Origin of the sequence: Bacillus sp. JKS001846, from assembly GCF_900176455.1 — a bacterium.
Classification (GTDB): domain Bacteria; phylum Bacillota; class Bacilli; order Bacillales; family Bacillaceae_G; genus Bacillus_A; species Bacillus_A cereus.
This window is the reverse complement of sequence record NZ_FWYG01000001.1, coordinates 272,501-287,500: the sequence shown is the minus strand read 5'-3', so window position 1 is coordinate 287,500 and position 15,000 is coordinate 272,501. Positions and strand designations below refer to the sequence as shown.

The following is a 15,000-nucleotide window of genomic DNA, read 5'->3' as shown; positions in this document are numbered from 1 at the left end:
CCGTCCACCGAATGCCTAAGGTTTCCTGAGGAAGGCTCGTCCGCTCAGGGTTAGTCAGGACCTAAGCCGAGGCCGACAGGCGTAGGCGATGGACAACAGGTTGATATTCCTGTACCACCTCTTTATCGTTTGAGCAATGGAGGGACGCAGAAGGATAGAAGAAGCGTGCGATTGGTTGTGCACGTCCAAGCAGTTAGGCTGATAAGTAGGCAAATCCGCTTATCGTGAAGGCTGAGCTGTGATGGGGAAGCTCCTTATGGAGCGAAGTCTTTGATTCCCCGCTGCCAAGAAAAGCTTCTAGCGAGATAAAAGGTGCCTGTACCGCAAACCGACACAGGTAGGCGAGGAGAGAATCCTAAGGTGTGCGAGAGAACTCTGGTTAAGGAACTCGGCAAAATGACCCCGTAACTTCGGGAGAAGGGGTGCTTTCTTAACGGAAAGCCGCAGTGAATAGGCCCAAGCGACTGTTTAGCAAAAACACAGCTCTCTGCGAAGCCGTAAGGCGAAGTATAGGGGGTGACACCTGCCCGGTGCTGGAAGGTTAAGGAGAGGGGTTAGCGTAAGCGAAGCTCTGAACTGAAGCCCCAGTAAACGGCGGCCGTAACTATAACGGTCCTAAGGTAGCGAAATTCCTTGTCGGGTAAGTTCCGACCCGCACGAAAGGTGTAACGATTTGGGCACTGTCTCAACCAGAGACTCGGTGAAATTATAGTACCTGTGAAGATGCAGGTTACCCGCGACAGGACGGAAAGACCCCGTGGAGCTTTACTGTAGCCTGATATTGAATTTTGGTACAGTTTGTACAGGATAGGCGGGAGCCATTGAAACCGGAGCGCTAGCTTCGGTGGAGGCGCTGGTGGGATACCGCCCTGACTGTATTGAAATTCTAACCTACGGGTCTTATCGACCCGGGAGACAGTGTCAGGTGGGCAGTTTGACTGGGGCGGTCGCCTCCTAAAGTGTAACGGAGGCGCCCAAAGGTTCCCTCAGAATGGTTGGAAATCATTCGTAGAGTGCAAAGGCATAAGGGAGCTTGACTGCGAGACCTACAAGTCGAGCAGGGACGAAAGTCGGGCTTAGTGATCCGGTGGTTCCGCATGGAAGGGCCATCGCTCAACGGATAAAAGCTACCCCGGGGATAACAGGCTTATCTCCCCCAAGAGTCCACATCGACGGGGAGGTTTGGCACCTCGATGTCGGCTCATCGCATCCTGGGGCTGTAGTCGGTCCCAAGGGTTGGGCTGTTCGCCCATTAAAGCGGTACGCGAGCTGGGTTCAGAACGTCGTGAGACAGTTCGGTCCCTATCCGTCGTGGGCGTAGGAAATTTGAGAGGAGCTGTCCTTAGTACGAGAGGACCGGGATGGACGCACCGCTGGTGTACCAGTTGTTCTGCCAAGGGCATAGCTGGGTAGCTATGTGCGGAAGGGATAAGTGCTGAAAGCATCTAAGCATGAAGCCCCCCTCAAGATGAGATTTCCCATAGCGTAAGCTAGTAAGATCCCTGAAAGATGATCAGGTTGATAGGTTCGAGGTGGAAGCATGGTGACATGTGGAGCTGACGAATACTAATAGATCGAGGACTTAACCATATAATATGTAGCAAATGTTATCTAGTTTTGAAGGAATATGCCTTCATAGTTTGGTGATGATGGCAGAGAGGTCACACCCGTTCCCATACCGAACACGGAAGTTAAGCTCTCTAGCGCCGATGGTAGTTGGGACCTTGTCCCTGTGAGAGTAGGACGTCGCCAAGCAACTAAAAACACAAGTCATTTGACTTGTGTTTTTTTATTTTCCATGAAATAGATTTGGTTCCATTAATAAAAAATTTGAAATATAGTAAGGGATTTTTTGAGCAGAAATACTTAGAAGTTGATAAATAAATGGATAATCTTCAGAACCATAACTGCCAAGTAAGTCATACCACCAATCTGTTTCATACCTAGAAATCATGCTTAAATTATAGAGCAATAAATAATGAATGAGGAGTTCAGGTAATATTGGCTTAGGATTTCTAGGATCAGTCGTAAGTGGCAAATAATAAGTATTAGTAAGATGTTCATAGTATAAAGGAGTACTGTACATAGGATTCCATGATTGAATGGGCGCCGTAAAAAGTAAATTCGATTCATTAGTCTTCTCAGGTACGTGCTGTATTGATAAATGCTTACAAGATGTTTCAATGTAACGAGAAAATCTCTCTTTAGTCATATGTAATCGATCTAGTAGGTTGACTGAAAAGGAGAGCTCATTTTTAATTGTTGAATCGATTTTATATAAAGTTGATCCTTTCTGACTATAACGAAATAAATTTTGTAATTCTGGAATATTTCCCATTAGTTCTAACATGTTAAATTTTTCTGCTTCTAAGTGTTTCATGTGAAACAGTTGTTCTGCAACATGAGTAAATAATCCGTTTTTTTGTACCTTCACCTCATCTTCTAAAAATTGATACCCTTGTTTTTTTCGTTTGCGAGTTGTAACGCCATGAGCTAAAACAGTAGTGGATTCAGGATAGTTAGGGTCAATAGTTAGTAGGCATGCTTTAAAAAGTTGACTAATTCCATAAAATAACAACATTGGTTGAATGGAAAATGGAGCTGTCTTATATAATTCATAATAATTTTTCCCGTGTTCTAAGTAATAAATAAAGGGATAACAATTTTCAAAACTTTTTTTTTCGGCATCCTGAATAGAGGATTTTTCGTAACAACGGGCAAGATAACGTTGTACGTTTTGAGATGAAAAAAAGAAACTTAACTGCTGCCAAGTACAAGATGTTTGATGCATATATTACGCTCCTTTTATTGTCTAAAAATTCTAACATATATATACGTCCTTGACAGTATTTTAACCAATTGATAAGCTACTAATAATAATTTCTGGTATCATAGGGGGAACAATTATGTGGGAATCTAAATTTGTTAAAGAAGGTTTGACTTTTGATGATGTATTACTTGTACCAGCTAGGTCAGATATATTACCAAGAGAAGTAAGTGTTAAAACAGTTTTATCTGAAAGCTTACAGCTAAACATCCCGTTAATTAGTGCAGGAATGGATACAGTAACAGAAGCTGACATGGCTATTGCAATGGCTCGCCAGGGTGGTTTAGGAATTATTCATAAGAATATGTCTATTGAGCAACAAGCAGAGCAAGTTGATAAAGTAAAGCGCTCTGAAAGCGGCGTTATTTCAGATCCTTTCTTCTTAACTCCAGAACATCAAGTATATGATGCAGAACATCTTATGGGAAAATATCGTATCTCAGGTGTACCGGTTGTAAATAATTTAGATGAGCGAAAATTAGTTGGTATTATTACAAACCGTGATATGCGCTTCATCCAAGACTACTCAATCAAAATTTCTGACGTAATGACAAAAGAACAATTAATTACAGCTCCAGTTGGTACTACACTGGAAGAAGCTGAAAAGATCCTACAAAAGTATAAAATTGAAAAACTCCCTCTTGTTGATAATAACGGTGTATTACAAGGGCTTATTACAATAAAAGATATTGAAAAAGTAATTGAATTCCCAAACTCTGCTAAAGATAAGCAAGGACGCTTATTAGTTGGAGCAGCAGTTGGTGTAACAGCGGATGCTATGCTTCGCATCGATGCATTAGTAAAAGCTAGTGTAGATGCAATTGTACTTGATACAGCACATGGGCATTCTAAAGGTGTTATTGATAAGGTAAAAGAAGTTCGTGCTAAATATCCATCACTAAATATTATCGCTGGAAATGTTGCTACTGCTGAAGCAACGAAAGCACTAATTGAAGCTGGTGCAAACGTAGTTAAAGTTGGTATTGGACCAGGTTCTATTTGTACAACACGCGTTGTAGCCGGTGTTGGTGTACCACAATTAACTGCGGTTTATGATTGTGCAACAGAAGCTCGTAAACACGGCATTCCAGTTATTGCTGATGGCGGTATTAAGTACTCTGGTGATATGGTGAAAGCTTTAGCGGCAGGAGCACATGTTGTTATGCTAGGTAGCATGTTTGCAGGTGTTGCAGAAAGCCCTGGAGAAACTGAAATTTACCAAGGTCGTCAATTTAAAGTGTATCGTGGTATGGGTTCTGTCGGTGCGATGGAAAAAGGAAGTAAAGATCGTTACTTCCAAGAAGGCAATAAAAAACTTGTCCCAGAAGGTATTGAAGGACGAGTACCATATAAAGGACCTTTAGCAGATACAGTTCACCAATTAGTTGGTGGCTTACGTGCAGGTATGGGATATTGCGGAGCACAGGATTTAGAATTCTTACGCGAAAATGCACAATTCATTCGTATGTCAGGTGCTGGCTTACGTGAAAGTCATCCTCATCACGTACAAATTACAAAAGAGGCTCCAAACTACTCATTATAATGTCTTATATACAAATAGACAGAGATTTGATATCTCTGTCTATTTTTTTTTGATTATGTTAGAATAACGGTTATGTGAGTACATAGATATTGGGGGTAGCAAAAGTGAAAGGTATGTTTTGCAAAAGATTCATTGCTTTGGTAACAGTGCTTACACTAGCTTGTAGCATTTTTATGCCATATAGCAATGCATCAGCTGAAACAGGAGCCGCTTTAAACATTGAAGCAGGTGCGGCAATTTTAGTAGAAGCGAATTCTGGGAAAATTTTATATCAAAAGAATGCAGATGAATTATTATCCATTGCTAGTATGACAAAGATGATGAGTGAATATTTAGTTCACGAAGCAGTGGATAAAGGAAAACTTAAGTGGGACCAGAAAATTAAGGTTTCTGAATATGCATATAAGGTTTCACAAGATGCTTCATTATCAAATGTTGCATTAGAAAATGGTGGCTCTTATACAGTAAAAGAGTTATACGAGGCAATGGCAATCTTTTCTGCAAATGGTGCAACAATTGCATTAGCAGAAGCAATTGCAGGTAAAGAAGTAGACTTCGTAAAAATGATGAATGATAAATCGAAAGAACTAGGGTTGAAAAATTATAAATTTGTCAATTCTACAGGTTTAACGAATAAAGATTTAAAGGGAATGCATCCTGAAGGAACAACAGCGGATGAAGAAAATAAAATGTCTGCAAAGGATGTTGCAACTTTAGCACAACATTTAATTAAAGATTATCCAAAAGTGTTAGATACAGCAAAAATCCCTAAAAAAGAATTCCGTCCAGAAAAAGAGAAGTTTGCAATGTCGAACTGGAACTGGATGTTAAAGGGCTTAGTTAAAGAATATGATGGCGTAGACGGCCTAAAAACAGGCTCAACTCCAGAGGCAGGAGATTGCTTCACTGGTACGGTTGAAAGAAACGGAATGCGTTTTATTTCTGTAGTTATTAAAACAAGTTCTCATACAGCACGTTTTGATGAAACAAAGAAGCTATATGATTATGGATTTGCTAACTTTGAAGTAAAACAAATGTATAAAAAAGGTTCTTCAGTAAAAGGACAAGAAACAGTACGAGTAGAAAATGCGAAAGATAAAGATGTAGCAGTTCAAACGAAACAAGCTATTTCACTTCCAGTGCCAAAAGGAAGTAAAGATGTTTATAAAACGGAATTAAAAGAATCAAGCAAGGGACAAGAAGCACCTATTAAAAAGGGAGCTGCGCTTGGTCAAATGGTAATTACGCCAAAAGATACAAACGACCCTGGATTTTTAACTGGTAAGTCACTGCAAGTGGATCTTGTAACAACATCTGAAGTAGAAGAAGCAAACTGGTTTACTCGTGCTATGCGCGGAATTGGTTCATTCTTTAGTGGCATGTGGAATAGTGCTGTTGATACAGTAAAAGGTTGGTTTTAAAAGCTCCTCATGATAGGAGCTTTTTTTTATTCCTATTTTTCATACCGACTTTATGAAAAAGTAGTAGACAAGCATCTGATAGTTAGTGGTAGAATGTAAGAGTATTCTTAATTTTCGCCTTTAACGGGGGAAAGCAATTCACCTAGGGGGTTTTTGTACATGACAAATGTAACAGGGACAGAACGTGTAAAACGTGGAATGGCAGAAATGCAAAAAGGCGGCGTTATTATGGACGTAGTTAACGCTGAACAAGCAAAAATTGCAGAAGAGGCAGGCGCAGTTGCCGTTATGGCATTAGAGCGTGTACCAGCAGATATTCGTGCAGCAGGTGGCGTTTCTCGTATGGCAGATCCAACAATTGTTGAAGAAGTTATGGGTGCGGTGTCAATTCCGGTTATGGCAAAATGCCGTATCGGTCACCTTGTAGAAGCACGTGTATTAGAATCATTAGGGGTAGACTATATCGATGAGAGTGAAGTATTAACTCCTGCTGATGAAGTATACCATTTAAATAAACGTGATTACACAGTTCCATTTGTATGTGGTTGCCGTGATATCGGAGAAGCTGCACGTCGTATTGCAGAAGGTGCATCTATGCTTCGTACAAAAGGTGAACCAGGAACAGGAAACATTGTAGAGGCAGTGCGTCATATGCGCCAAGTCAATGCAGAAATCCGTCAAGTTGCGAGTCTACGTGAAGATGAGTTAATGACATATGCAAAAAATACTGGCGCTCCTTACGAAGTATTACTTGAAATTAAACGTCTTGGTCGCTTACCAGTTGTAAACTTTGCGGCAGGTGGTGTAGCAACACCAGCAGATGCAGCATTAATGATGCAACTTGGTGCTGATGGGGTATTTGTTGGATCTGGTATCTTCAAATCAGAAAACCCAGAGAAATTTGCACGTGCAATCGTTGAAGCAACGACTCATTATGAAGATTACGAACTAATTGCAAGCCTTTCTAAAGGATTAGGTAATGCAATGAAGGGTGTCGAAATTTCAACGTTATTACCAGAACAACGCATGCAAGAGCGTGGATGGTAATTAAAGGAGAACTTTAAAATGGTGAAAATCGGTGTACTAGGTCTTCAAGGTGCAGTTCGTGAGCATGTAAAATCAGTTGAAGCAAGTGGTGCAGAAGCTGTTGTTGTAAAGCGTATAGAGCAACTTGAAGAGATTGATGGTCTTATTTTACCAGGCGGTGAAAGTACAACAATGCGCCGTCTTATTGATAAGTATGCTTTCATGGAACCACTTCGTACATTTGCAAAGTCTGGTAAACCAATGTTTGGTACATGTGCAGGGATGATTCTTCTTGCGAAAACACTTATTGGCTATGAAGAAGCACATATTGGTGCTATGGATATTACAGTTGAGCGCAATGCGTTCGGACGCCAAAAGGATAGTTTTGAAGCTGCGCTTTCAATTGAAGGCGTGGGTGAAGACTTCATTGGTGTATTTATCCGTGCGCCGTATGTTGTAGAAGTAGCTGATAATGTTGAAGTGCTTTCTAAGCATGGTGACCGAATGGTAGCGGTAAGACAAGATCAGTTTTTAGCTGCTTCATTCCATCCGGAATTAACAGATGATCATCGTGTGACAGCATACTTTGTTGAAATGGTAAAAGAAGCGAAAATGAAAAAAGTTGTATAAGTAACTTGCAACTTGTATAAGATTATAGTAAATTGATGGTAACAATTTTATAAAATAAGCGTGTTGATAGGAAATAGTAACAAATGTCGTTTCTTATAGAGAGTCGATGGTTGGTGGAAATCGATAGAAACAGTTTGTGAATCCATCCTGGAATGGAATGTGGAATATCTTTTGGATTAGTAAGCATTCCCGGTGAAGAGCCGTTATTTCTACTTGAGAGGAAAGCGGTAATGCTTTCAACTAGGGTGGCAACGCGGGTTAACTCCCGTCCCTTTATATAGGGACGGGAGTTTTTTGTGTTTTATAAAATAAAAGGAGGAGTATATAATGCTTGATATTAAATTTTTACGTACAAACTTTGAAGAAGTAAAAGCGAAATTACAGCATAGAGGCGAAGATTTAACTGATTTCGGCCGTTTTGAAGAACTTGATACGAGAAGAAGAGAACTACTTGTTCAGACAGAAGAATTAAAAAGTAAACGTAACGAAGTATCTCAACAAATTTCTGTATTAAAGCGCGAAAAGAAAGATGCAGAGGCTCTAATTTTAGAAATGCGTGAGGTTGGAGAAAAAGTAAAGGATCTTGATAACAAACTTCGTACAGTTGAAGAAGACTTAGAAAGATTAATGTTATCTATTCCAAATATCCCTCATGAATCTGCTCCAGTTGGTGAAACAGAGGATGATAATGTAGTAGCACGTACTTGGGGAGAAGTGAAAGAATTTACTTTTGAGCCAAAACCACATTGGGATCTTGCTACTGATTTAGGAATTTTAGATTTTGAACGCGCTGGGAAAGTAACAGGAAGCCGCTTCGTATTTTACAAAGGTGCTGGTGCAAGATTAGAGCGTGCTTTAATTAGCTTTATGCTTGATCTTCATACTGATGAGCATGGATATGAAGAAGTATTACCTCCATATATGGTAAACCGTGCAAGTATGACGGGAACAGGACAACTTCCAAAGTTTGAAGAAGATGCATTCCGTATTGAAAGTGAAGATTACTTCTTAATTCCAACAGCTGAAGTACCTGTAACGAATATGCATCGTGATGAGATTTTAAATAAAGAGCAATTGCCTATAAGATATGCTGCATTTAGCTCTTGCTTCCGTTCTGAAGCAGGTTCAGCTGGTCGTGATACACGTGGTTTAATTCGCCAGCATCAGTTCAATAAAGTAGAGCTTGTGAAGTTCGTAAAACCAGAAGATTCTTATGAAGAATTAGAAAAATTAACAAATGATGCAGAACGCGTGTTACAATTATTAGAGTTGCCATATCGCGTTATGAGCATGTGCACAGGCGATTTAGGATTTACAGCAGCGAAGAAATACGATATTGAAGTATGGATTCCAAGCTATGGCACATATCGTGAAATTTCTTCTTGTAGTAATTTTGAAGCTTTCCAAGCGAGACGTGCAAATATCCGTTTCCGCCGTGAGCCAAATGGAAAACCAGAACATGTTCATACATTAAATGGATCTGGTCTTGCAATCGGACGTACGGTTGCAGCTATTTTAGAGAACTACCAACAAGAAGATGGTACAATTATAATTCCAGAAGTTCTTCGCCCTTATATGGGAGGAAAAACAGTTATTAAGTAAATTTAAACATTCATCGGTATGAGTGATTGGTAATTATGAGCGTTGTCAGTACTGTAATGTAGGAAGGGAAAAGTAAAATTTTCCTTTCCTCATAATTTATTTTAGTAGGGTTGACTAACTGTTTTTCTTTTGATATTATATTTGATGTCAATATGGAGGTATACCCAAGTCTGGCTGAAGGGATCGGTCTTGAAAACCGACAGGCGGCGAGAGTCGCGCGGGGGTTCGAATCCCTCTACCTCCTCCAGATATAATTGACAACAGCGCATATAAGTGGAGATTGGAGAACTCGTTACCAACACGTAACGAGTTTTTATTTTAAAACCAATCATAAAGTATGGTGTAAGGTAATTTTGTCCTTATTACACACTCATATTCCGATGATTATCTTCATAGATATGAAAGGAGTCAACATGGATCTTATTATACAAACGTTTCCTTTAGATGGAAAAACTTTATATTATGTACAATGTCCTGTCTGTAAGAACAATAGAATTTTAAACAGTGGTGCAAACGTATCACGCATTATTAGTGATGATACATTCCGTAAACTTTGTGGTTGTACTTGTGATGTAAAACAAGCTAGGAGTAAAGTAGAGGCGCCAAAACAAGTTAAAAAAGCAGCTGTAAAGAAAGCGGCGGCTCCAAAACGTACAGGTAAAGTATTAACGGCAGTAATTAACGGGAAAGAAATGACTGTTAAAGAGATTGCTGAAGCATACGATATTAGTACAAGTACTGTTCGTCAGCGCATTAACGCAGGAAAACCTGAGAGTGAAATTATTGCTCCAACAAAGAAGAAGTAATTTAATAGGAAAACCCGTGCATATGCACGGGTTTTTTATTTTACAAGTTTACGTGTTTGTTTTAAAAAATGGCCAATTTTTTTAATGATTGGTTCGATTGAATCACCATCTTTTAAAATATCGTACTCATTAATATTTAAGCGTAATACAGGGCATGAATTAAAGTTGTTAATCCAGTTTTCATAACGTCCATGCATTTCTTTCCAGTACTCAATTGGTGTTTGCTGTTCCATTGGGCGCCCGCGTTCTTGAATACGATCGACAATATCATCGAAAGAACCTTCTAAGTAAATTAATAAGTCTGGATGAGGGAAGTAAGGAGTCATGACCATAGCGTCAAATAAACCTTTGTATGTTTCATAATCAGTTTCCGTCATTGTTCCTTTTTCATGATGCATCTTTGCGAAAATTCCAGTGTCTTCGTAAATGGAACGATCTTGAACAAAACCGCCACCATATTCAAAAATTCTTTTTTGTTCCTTAAATCGTTCTGCTAAAAAGTACACTTGTAGGTGGAAGCTCCAGCGAGTGAAGTCCGCATAGAACTTGTCCAAATATGGATTGGAATCTACTTTTTCAAATGATGTGCGATAACCTAAAGCATTAGCTAATGCAGTTGTCATAGTTGATTTACCCACACCTACCGTTCCGGCGATAGTGATTACTGCGTCATTGGGTATATCATATTTTTGCCTTAAATTCATTATTATTTCGACTCCTTTAAGAGAGTATTTTGAAGGGCAGATAGGATGACGTTTAAATCATCAGGATTTTTTACAAAATCCATATCGTCTCCATTAAATTTCAATACTGGTATTTCCGGATGATCTTTTTTAAAAGCATCCATTGCTGTTTCATAATCTTTTGTGAGCTGTAGTAAGTAATTTGGATCCATGTTTTTTTCAAATTCTCTTCCGCGCATGGCGATTCGTTTTTGCAATGTTTCTAGGCTAGCTGTTAAATAAACAATGACATTTGGCACAGGCATATCTTGTGTAAGGATACGATAAATTTGCATGTATTTGTCATATTGGGAGTCTTTTAATGTGCGGGATGCAAAAATTAAATTTTTAAAGATATGGTAATCCGCTACTACTGGTTTCCTTTGATTCAAATACTTTATGTTAATGTCTTCTAATTGTTTGTATCTATTACAAAGAAAGAACATCTCTGTTTGAAAACTCCATTCGTCGATGTCTTCATAGAACTTTCCTAAAAAGGGATTTTCATCAACAATCTCTTTTAGTAAGTGGAGTTGCATGTGAGTTGAAATTTCCTTCGCAAGTGAAGTTTTTCCAACACCAATTGGTCCTTCAACCGTGATAAATGGTACTCCGGTCACGCTGTTTCCTCCTTTCAATCAGTGATTTACCGTGACTACTAAAAACACAAAACAGAATTATTGTAGCACAAGAGGGAAGCGAGCGGGTTAATTTGATATAAAAAGTTAGAAAATAGATATATGTATTAATTAAATTTTATTTTGGTTGATGATGTTATAGTTGCTTTCAATGTAGTTTCCATTATTTTTAAAGCATGTATATTATCTTGGTCGTTGTTAGAGGCGATACAATCCTCTGGTACATACAATGTATAATTTCTCATATGAGCATCATTAGCTGTAAATAGGATACATATATTTCCGGCAACCCCTGTTAATATTAGATTTTCTATTTTTAAATAACCTAGTAATGAATTTAAAGGTGTTTCATAAAAAGCGGAATAATGTGGTTTAATAAAAATGTAATCATCAGAACTTGGAGCAATCTTATGGATTATGTTTTCGCTATATTCATTTGTACAATGAGTAATAAGTTGGTCGATATCAGATCTCCACAGTTGATAATGGTCATTAACGTAAATTATAGGACAGCCGAAGGATTTCATTTTTTTCTTTAATTGTAAAATAGGGTTTGTTATAATTTCACATTTTTTAGCTAGAATGGGTCCGTGGGAAAATTGAAAGTCATTAATCATATCGATAATGAGCAAGGCGGTATTTTTCATATGTAATCCCCTCTCTTTTTTCTTTTAGGGTGGATTGAATTTGTAAAAGTTATCCCCTGTGTAGTAAATGGAAATAAGTGTACTTTATTTGTAATGAAAGGACTATGTTATGGAACAAGATCAAGATATTTATTTTATGCAATTAGCGATAGAAGAAGCTAAAAAGGCAGAGGAAATACAGGAAGTACCAATTGGAGCAGTTATAGTGTTAGATGGTGAGGTAATTAGTGTTGCCCATAATTTAAGGGAAACTGAGCAGAGATCAATAGCTCATGCTGAGTTGCTAGCGATAGATGAGGCGTGTAAAAAATTAGGGACATGGCGTTTAGAAGATGCAACACTGTATGTAACATTAGAACCTTGTCCAATGTGTGCAGGTGGAATTGTTTTATCACGAGTGAAGCGAGTTGTATATGGTGCAAGTGATCCGAAGGGCGGATGTGCAGGGACATTGATGAATCTTTTAACGGATGAACGCTTCAATCATCAATGTGAAGTAGTATCTGGTGTACTAGAGGAAGAATGCGGTACGTTGTTAACAAGCTTTTTTAGAGAGCTTCGTAAAAAAAGAAAAGCAATAAAAAAATTAGAGAAGAATACTGGGAACTAACGTATTTGCATTTTATAAAGAAACAAGTTATACTGATAATGCCTTTAATGAAGGCAACCGAATATTGGTTTTAACTTTGCCGTGCTAAGCGGGGAGGTAGCGGTGCCCTATACTCGCAATCCGCTCTAGCGAGGCCGAATCCCCTCTCGAGGTTATGTTGCTGTAAGGTCTGCCTTAAGTAAGTGGTGTTGACGTTTGGGTCCTGCGCAACGGGACCCCGTGAACCTTGTCAGGTCCGGAAGGAAGCAGCAATAAGCGGGTCTTCTCGTGTGCCGCAGGAGTGCCTGAACCGAGCTAACTGCTTGAGTAACGCTTATGGTACGTAATCGACGGAGGGTGCACGGCAGTTATATATGTATACAAAACTCACCTTAATACAAAGGTGAGTTTTTTGTATAGAAAATAACTTTTGGAATCTATAAACAGAATGGGTTATAATAAATGAGATAATAACCTTTGAGGGAGGCCGTATTTTCGTGTCATACCAAGCGTTATACCGAACATGGAGACCGCAAAAGTTCGAAGATGTAGTCGGTCAAAAGCACGTGACAAAAACGTTGCAAAATGCCCTTCTTCAAGAGAAAGTTTCACATGCTTATTTATTTTCTGGCCCGAGGGGAACAGGAAAAACGACAATTGCAAAAGTATTTGCAAAAGCAATTAACTGTGAACATGCTCCGGTAGCTGAACCTTGTAATGAATGTCCTTCTTGTTTAGGAATTACACAAGGATCCATTTCAGATGTATTAGAAATTGATGCGGCTTCAAATAACGGTGTAGATGAAATTCGAGATATTAGAGATAAAGTAAAATATGCTCCAAGTGCTGTAGAATATAAAGTATACATTATTGATGAAGTTCACATGCTTTCTATGGGTGCATTCAATGCGCTTTTAAAAACCTTAGAAGAGCCGCCAGGACATGTTATCTTTATTTTGGCGACAACAGAACCTCATAAGATCCCGCCTACAATTATTTCACGTTGTCAGCGTTTTGAATTCCGAAAAATATCAGTGAATGATATTGTTGAGAGATTATCAACGGTCGTGACAAATGAAGGTACGCAAGTGGAAGATGAGGCATTACAAATTGTTGCGCGTGCTGCTGAAGGTGGTATGCGTGACGCACTTAGTCTTATTGATCAGGCTATATCTTATAGTGATGAGACCGTTACGACAGAAGATGTATTGGCCGTAACAGGATCTGTTTCTCAGCAATACTTAGGCAATTTAGTAGAATGCATACGTGAAAATGATGTATCAAGAGCATTGCAAATCATAGATGAAATGATGAGTAAAGGGAAGGATCCAGTTCGTTTTATGGAGGATTTTATTTACTATTATCGTGATATGCTTTTATATCAAACTTCACCGCAACTAGAACATATGTTGGAACGAGTAATTGTAGATGATCAATTCCGTAAGTTGAGTGAAGAAATGCAACCGGAAGTGATCTATGAGATTATTCATACCCTTAGTAAGGGACAACAGGAAATGAAGTGGACAAATCATCCGCGTATTTTCTTAGAAGTTGTTATGGTGCAATTGTGTCAACAGTTTATGATGCAAGCAAATGGTACAGATCGTTTGCAAGCAATTATGAACAGGATGCAGCAACTGGAGAAAGAGTTAGAGCAAGTTAAAAAGAACGGTGTGCCAGCTGGTATACAACAGGAAGTAAGAGAGACACGTGCAACACCAAAGCCGGTAAGAACAGGAAGTATGAAGATTCCTGTCGGACGTGTAAATGAAGTATTAAAACAAGCGAAGCGTCAAGATTTAGAACAATTAAAAGCTGTATGGGGTGAGTTGTTAGGAAGACTCAAATCATATAACAAAGTAGCGTTTGCTGTTTTACTAGAAAATAGCGAACCAGTGGCAGCTTCAGATGACACTTACGTTTTAGCATTTCAATATGAGATTCACTGTAAGATGGCGAGCGAAAATCGAGAAGCTATGGATACAGTAGAACAAGCTTTATTTGAATTGCTAAGTAAAAGGTTAAATATGATTGCCATTCCAAAAAGTGAATGGGGTAAAATCCGTGAAGACTTTTTACAACGTGAAGGTGGAGAGTCTGAAGAAAGCCCAGAGAAAAAGGAAGATCCTCTTATAGAAGAGGCAGTGAAATTAGTAGGGCAAGAACTCATTGAAATAAAAGAGTAATAATAATTAGGAGGAATTAATTATGATGCGTGGCGGAATGGGAAATATGAATAACATGATGAAACAAATGCAAAAGATGCAAAAGGACATGGCGAAAGCACAAGAAGAGCTTGGTGAAAAAACAGTTGAAGGTACAGCTGGCGGCGGAATGATTACAGTTATCGCAAATGGTCACAAGCAAATTCTTGAAGTGAAGATTAAAGAAGAAGTTGTAGATCCAGAAGATATCGAAATGCTACAAGACTTAGTATTAGCTGCAACAAATGATGCACTTAAAAAGGCTGATGAGCTTTCAAACTCTACAATGGGTAAATTTACAAAAGGTTTAAACTTACCAGGTGGAATGTTCTAGGAGGATATTGA

At 38.8% G+C, this 15,000-nt stretch carries 13 protein-coding genes, 1 tRNA gene, 2 rRNA genes, 1 other RNA gene and 1 other annotated feature (1 of these 18 running past the window's edge); of the genes, 13 read left to right on the top strand and 4 right to left on the bottom strand.

Going from position 1 to position 15,000, the window contains the following annotated elements; genetic code table 11:
- Positions 1-1,590: ribosomal RNA gene (locus B9A45_RS01675) — 23S ribosomal RNA — on the top strand (it extends 1,332 nt beyond the left edge of the window).
- Positions 1,591-1,639: 49 nt separating this feature from the next.
- Positions 1,640-1,755 (top strand): 5S ribosomal RNA (rrf, locus tag B9A45_RS01670).
- Between the two features lie 34 nt (positions 1,756-1,789).
- Here the strand turns inward: rrf and B9A45_RS01665 are convergent.
- Entirely contained in the window at positions 1,790-2,791 is a 1,002-nt protein-coding gene (locus B9A45_RS01665; RefSeq protein WP_084063819.1) for a YaaC family protein, read from the bottom strand.
- 115 nt (positions 2,792-2,906) lie between these two features.
- Here B9A45_RS01665 and guaB point away from each other — a divergent pair, with 115 nt between their 5' ends.
- The 7 genes from guaB to B9A45_RS01630 all read left to right on the top strand — a co-directional run bounded on the left by guaB (position 2,907) and on the right by B9A45_RS01630 (position 9,855).
- Complete coding sequence (gene guaB / locus B9A45_RS01660; protein ID WP_000264088.1) at positions 2,907-4,370, top strand: IMP dehydrogenase; 1,464 nt, start codon at positions 2,907-2,909, stop codon at positions 4,368-4,370.
- Positions 4,371-4,483: 113 nt separating this feature from the next.
- The gene (gene dacA / locus B9A45_RS01655; protein ID WP_125653127.1) at positions 4,484-5,791 is read left to right on the top strand and encodes a D-alanyl-D-alanine carboxypeptidase DacA; all 1,308 of its coding nucleotides are present in this window, start codon (positions 4,484-4,486) and stop codon (positions 5,789-5,791) included.
- Positions 5,792-5,950: 159 nt separating this feature from the next.
- Positions 5,951-6,838 carry a pyridoxal 5'-phosphate synthase lyase subunit PdxS gene (gene pdxS / locus B9A45_RS01650; RefSeq protein ID WP_000186165.1) on the top strand — a complete coding sequence of 296 codons (888 nt, stop codon included), beginning with the start codon at positions 5,951-5,953 and terminating at the stop codon, positions 6,836-6,838.
- Positions 6,839-6,856: 18 nt separating this feature from the next.
- A complete protein-coding gene (pdxT, locus tag B9A45_RS01645) occupies positions 6,857-7,447 on the top strand; it encodes a pyridoxal 5'-phosphate synthase glutaminase subunit PdxT (RefSeq protein WP_000238783.1) in 591 nt (196 codons plus the stop codon).
- Between the two features lie 54 nt (positions 7,448-7,501).
- Positions 7,502-7,723 (top strand) — a binding site (T-box leader).
- 51 nt (positions 7,724-7,774) lie between these two features.
- The gene (serS, locus tag B9A45_RS01640; RefSeq protein ID WP_084063818.1) at positions 7,775-9,049 is read left to right on the top strand and encodes a serine--tRNA ligase; all 1,275 of its coding nucleotides are present in this window, start codon (positions 7,775-7,777) and stop codon (positions 9,047-9,049) included.
- A 154-nt stretch (positions 9,050-9,203) separates the two neighbouring features.
- Positions 9,204-9,296, top strand: a tRNA-Ser gene (locus tag B9A45_RS01635).
- Positions 9,297-9,462: 166 nt separating this feature from the next.
- Entirely contained in the window at positions 9,463-9,855 is a 393-nt protein-coding gene (locus B9A45_RS01630; RefSeq protein WP_142263037.1) for a DUF3797 domain-containing protein, read from the top strand.
- 35 nt (positions 9,856-9,890) lie between these two features.
- Here the strand turns inward: B9A45_RS01630 and B9A45_RS01625 are convergent, their stop codons facing one another.
- The 3 genes from B9A45_RS01625 to B9A45_RS01615 all read right to left on the bottom strand — a co-directional run bounded on the left by B9A45_RS01625 (position 9,891) and on the right by B9A45_RS01615 (position 11,862).
- A complete protein-coding gene (locus tag B9A45_RS01625; RefSeq protein ID WP_001053585.1) occupies positions 9,891-10,559 on the bottom strand; it encodes a deoxynucleoside kinase in 669 nt (222 codons plus the stop codon).
- Positions 10,560-10,561: 2 nt separating this feature from the next.
- Positions 10,562-11,197: a deoxynucleoside kinase gene (locus B9A45_RS01620; RefSeq protein WP_000148218.1), complete on the bottom strand. Its 636-nt coding sequence runs from the start codon at positions 11,195-11,197 to the stop codon at positions 10,562-10,564.
- Positions 11,198-11,322: 125 nt separating this feature from the next.
- On the bottom strand, positions 11,323-11,862 hold the full coding sequence (locus tag B9A45_RS01615) for a cysteine hydrolase family protein (protein ID WP_000798712.1): 540 nt from the start codon (positions 11,860-11,862) through the stop codon (positions 11,323-11,325).
- A gap of 109 nt (positions 11,863-11,971) precedes the next feature.
- On the opposite strand from B9A45_RS01615, the gene tadA reads away from it, so the two are divergent.
- The 4 genes from tadA to B9A45_RS01590 all read left to right on the top strand — a co-directional run bounded on the left by tadA (position 11,972) and on the right by B9A45_RS01590 (position 14,989).
- The gene (tadA, locus tag B9A45_RS01605) at positions 11,972-12,472 is read left to right on the top strand and encodes a tRNA adenosine(34) deaminase TadA (protein ID WP_000434332.1); all 501 of its coding nucleotides are present in this window, start codon (positions 11,972-11,974) and stop codon (positions 12,470-12,472) included.
- A gap of 79 nt (positions 12,473-12,551) precedes the next feature.
- Positions 12,552-12,816: signal recognition particle sRNA large type (gene ffs, locus B9A45_RS01600), an RNA gene on the top strand.
- A 132-nt stretch (positions 12,817-12,948) separates the two neighbouring features.
- Positions 12,949-14,637: a DNA polymerase III subunit gamma/tau gene (gene dnaX, locus B9A45_RS01595; protein WP_084063816.1), complete on the top strand. Its 1,689-nt coding sequence runs from the start codon at positions 12,949-12,951 to the stop codon at positions 14,635-14,637.
- Positions 14,638-14,662: 25 nt separating this feature from the next.
- Positions 14,663-14,989 carry a YbaB/EbfC family nucleoid-associated protein gene (locus B9A45_RS01590; protein WP_014894853.1) on the top strand — a complete coding sequence of 109 codons (327 nt, stop codon included), beginning with the start codon at positions 14,663-14,665 and terminating at the stop codon, positions 14,987-14,989.
- The last annotated feature ends 11 nt before the right edge of the window (positions 14,990-15,000 follow it).

What these genes read in the sequence shown, in the direction of transcription:
- B9A45_RS01665 (WP_084063819.1), bottom strand. Translation starts at nt 2,791, where the DNA reads ATGCATCAAACATCTTGTACTTGGCAGCAGTTAAGTTTCTTTTTTTCA.
- guaB (WP_000264088.1), top strand. Translation starts at nt 2,907, where the DNA reads ATGTGGGAATCTAAATTTGTTAAAGAAGGTTTGACTTTTGATGATGTA.
- dacA (WP_125653127.1), top strand. Translation starts at nt 4,484, where the DNA reads ATGTTTTGCAAAAGATTCATTGCTTTGGTAACAGTGCTTACACTAGCT.
- pdxS (WP_000186165.1), top strand. Translation starts at nt 5,951, where the DNA reads ATGACAAATGTAACAGGGACAGAACGTGTAAAACGTGGAATGGCAGAA.
- pdxT (WP_000238783.1), top strand. Translation starts at nt 6,857, where the DNA reads ATGGTGAAAATCGGTGTACTAGGTCTTCAAGGTGCAGTTCGTGAGCAT.
- serS (WP_084063818.1), top strand. Translation starts at nt 7,775, where the DNA reads ATGCTTGATATTAAATTTTTACGTACAAACTTTGAAGAAGTAAAAGCG.
- B9A45_RS01630 (WP_142263037.1), top strand. Translation starts at nt 9,463, where the DNA reads ATGGATCTTATTATACAAACGTTTCCTTTAGATGGAAAAACTTTATAT.
- B9A45_RS01625 (WP_001053585.1), bottom strand. Translation starts at nt 10,559, where the DNA reads ATGAATTTAAGGCAAAAATATGATATACCCAATGACGCAGTAATCACT.
- B9A45_RS01615 (WP_000798712.1), bottom strand. Translation starts at nt 11,862, where the DNA reads ATGAAAAATACCGCCTTGCTCATTATCGATATGATTAATGACTTTCAA.
- tadA (WP_000434332.1), top strand. Translation starts at nt 11,972, where the DNA reads ATGGAACAAGATCAAGATATTTATTTTATGCAATTAGCGATAGAAGAA.
- B9A45_RS01590 (WP_014894853.1), top strand. Translation starts at nt 14,663, where the DNA reads ATGCGTGGCGGAATGGGAAATATGAATAACATGATGAAACAAATGCAA.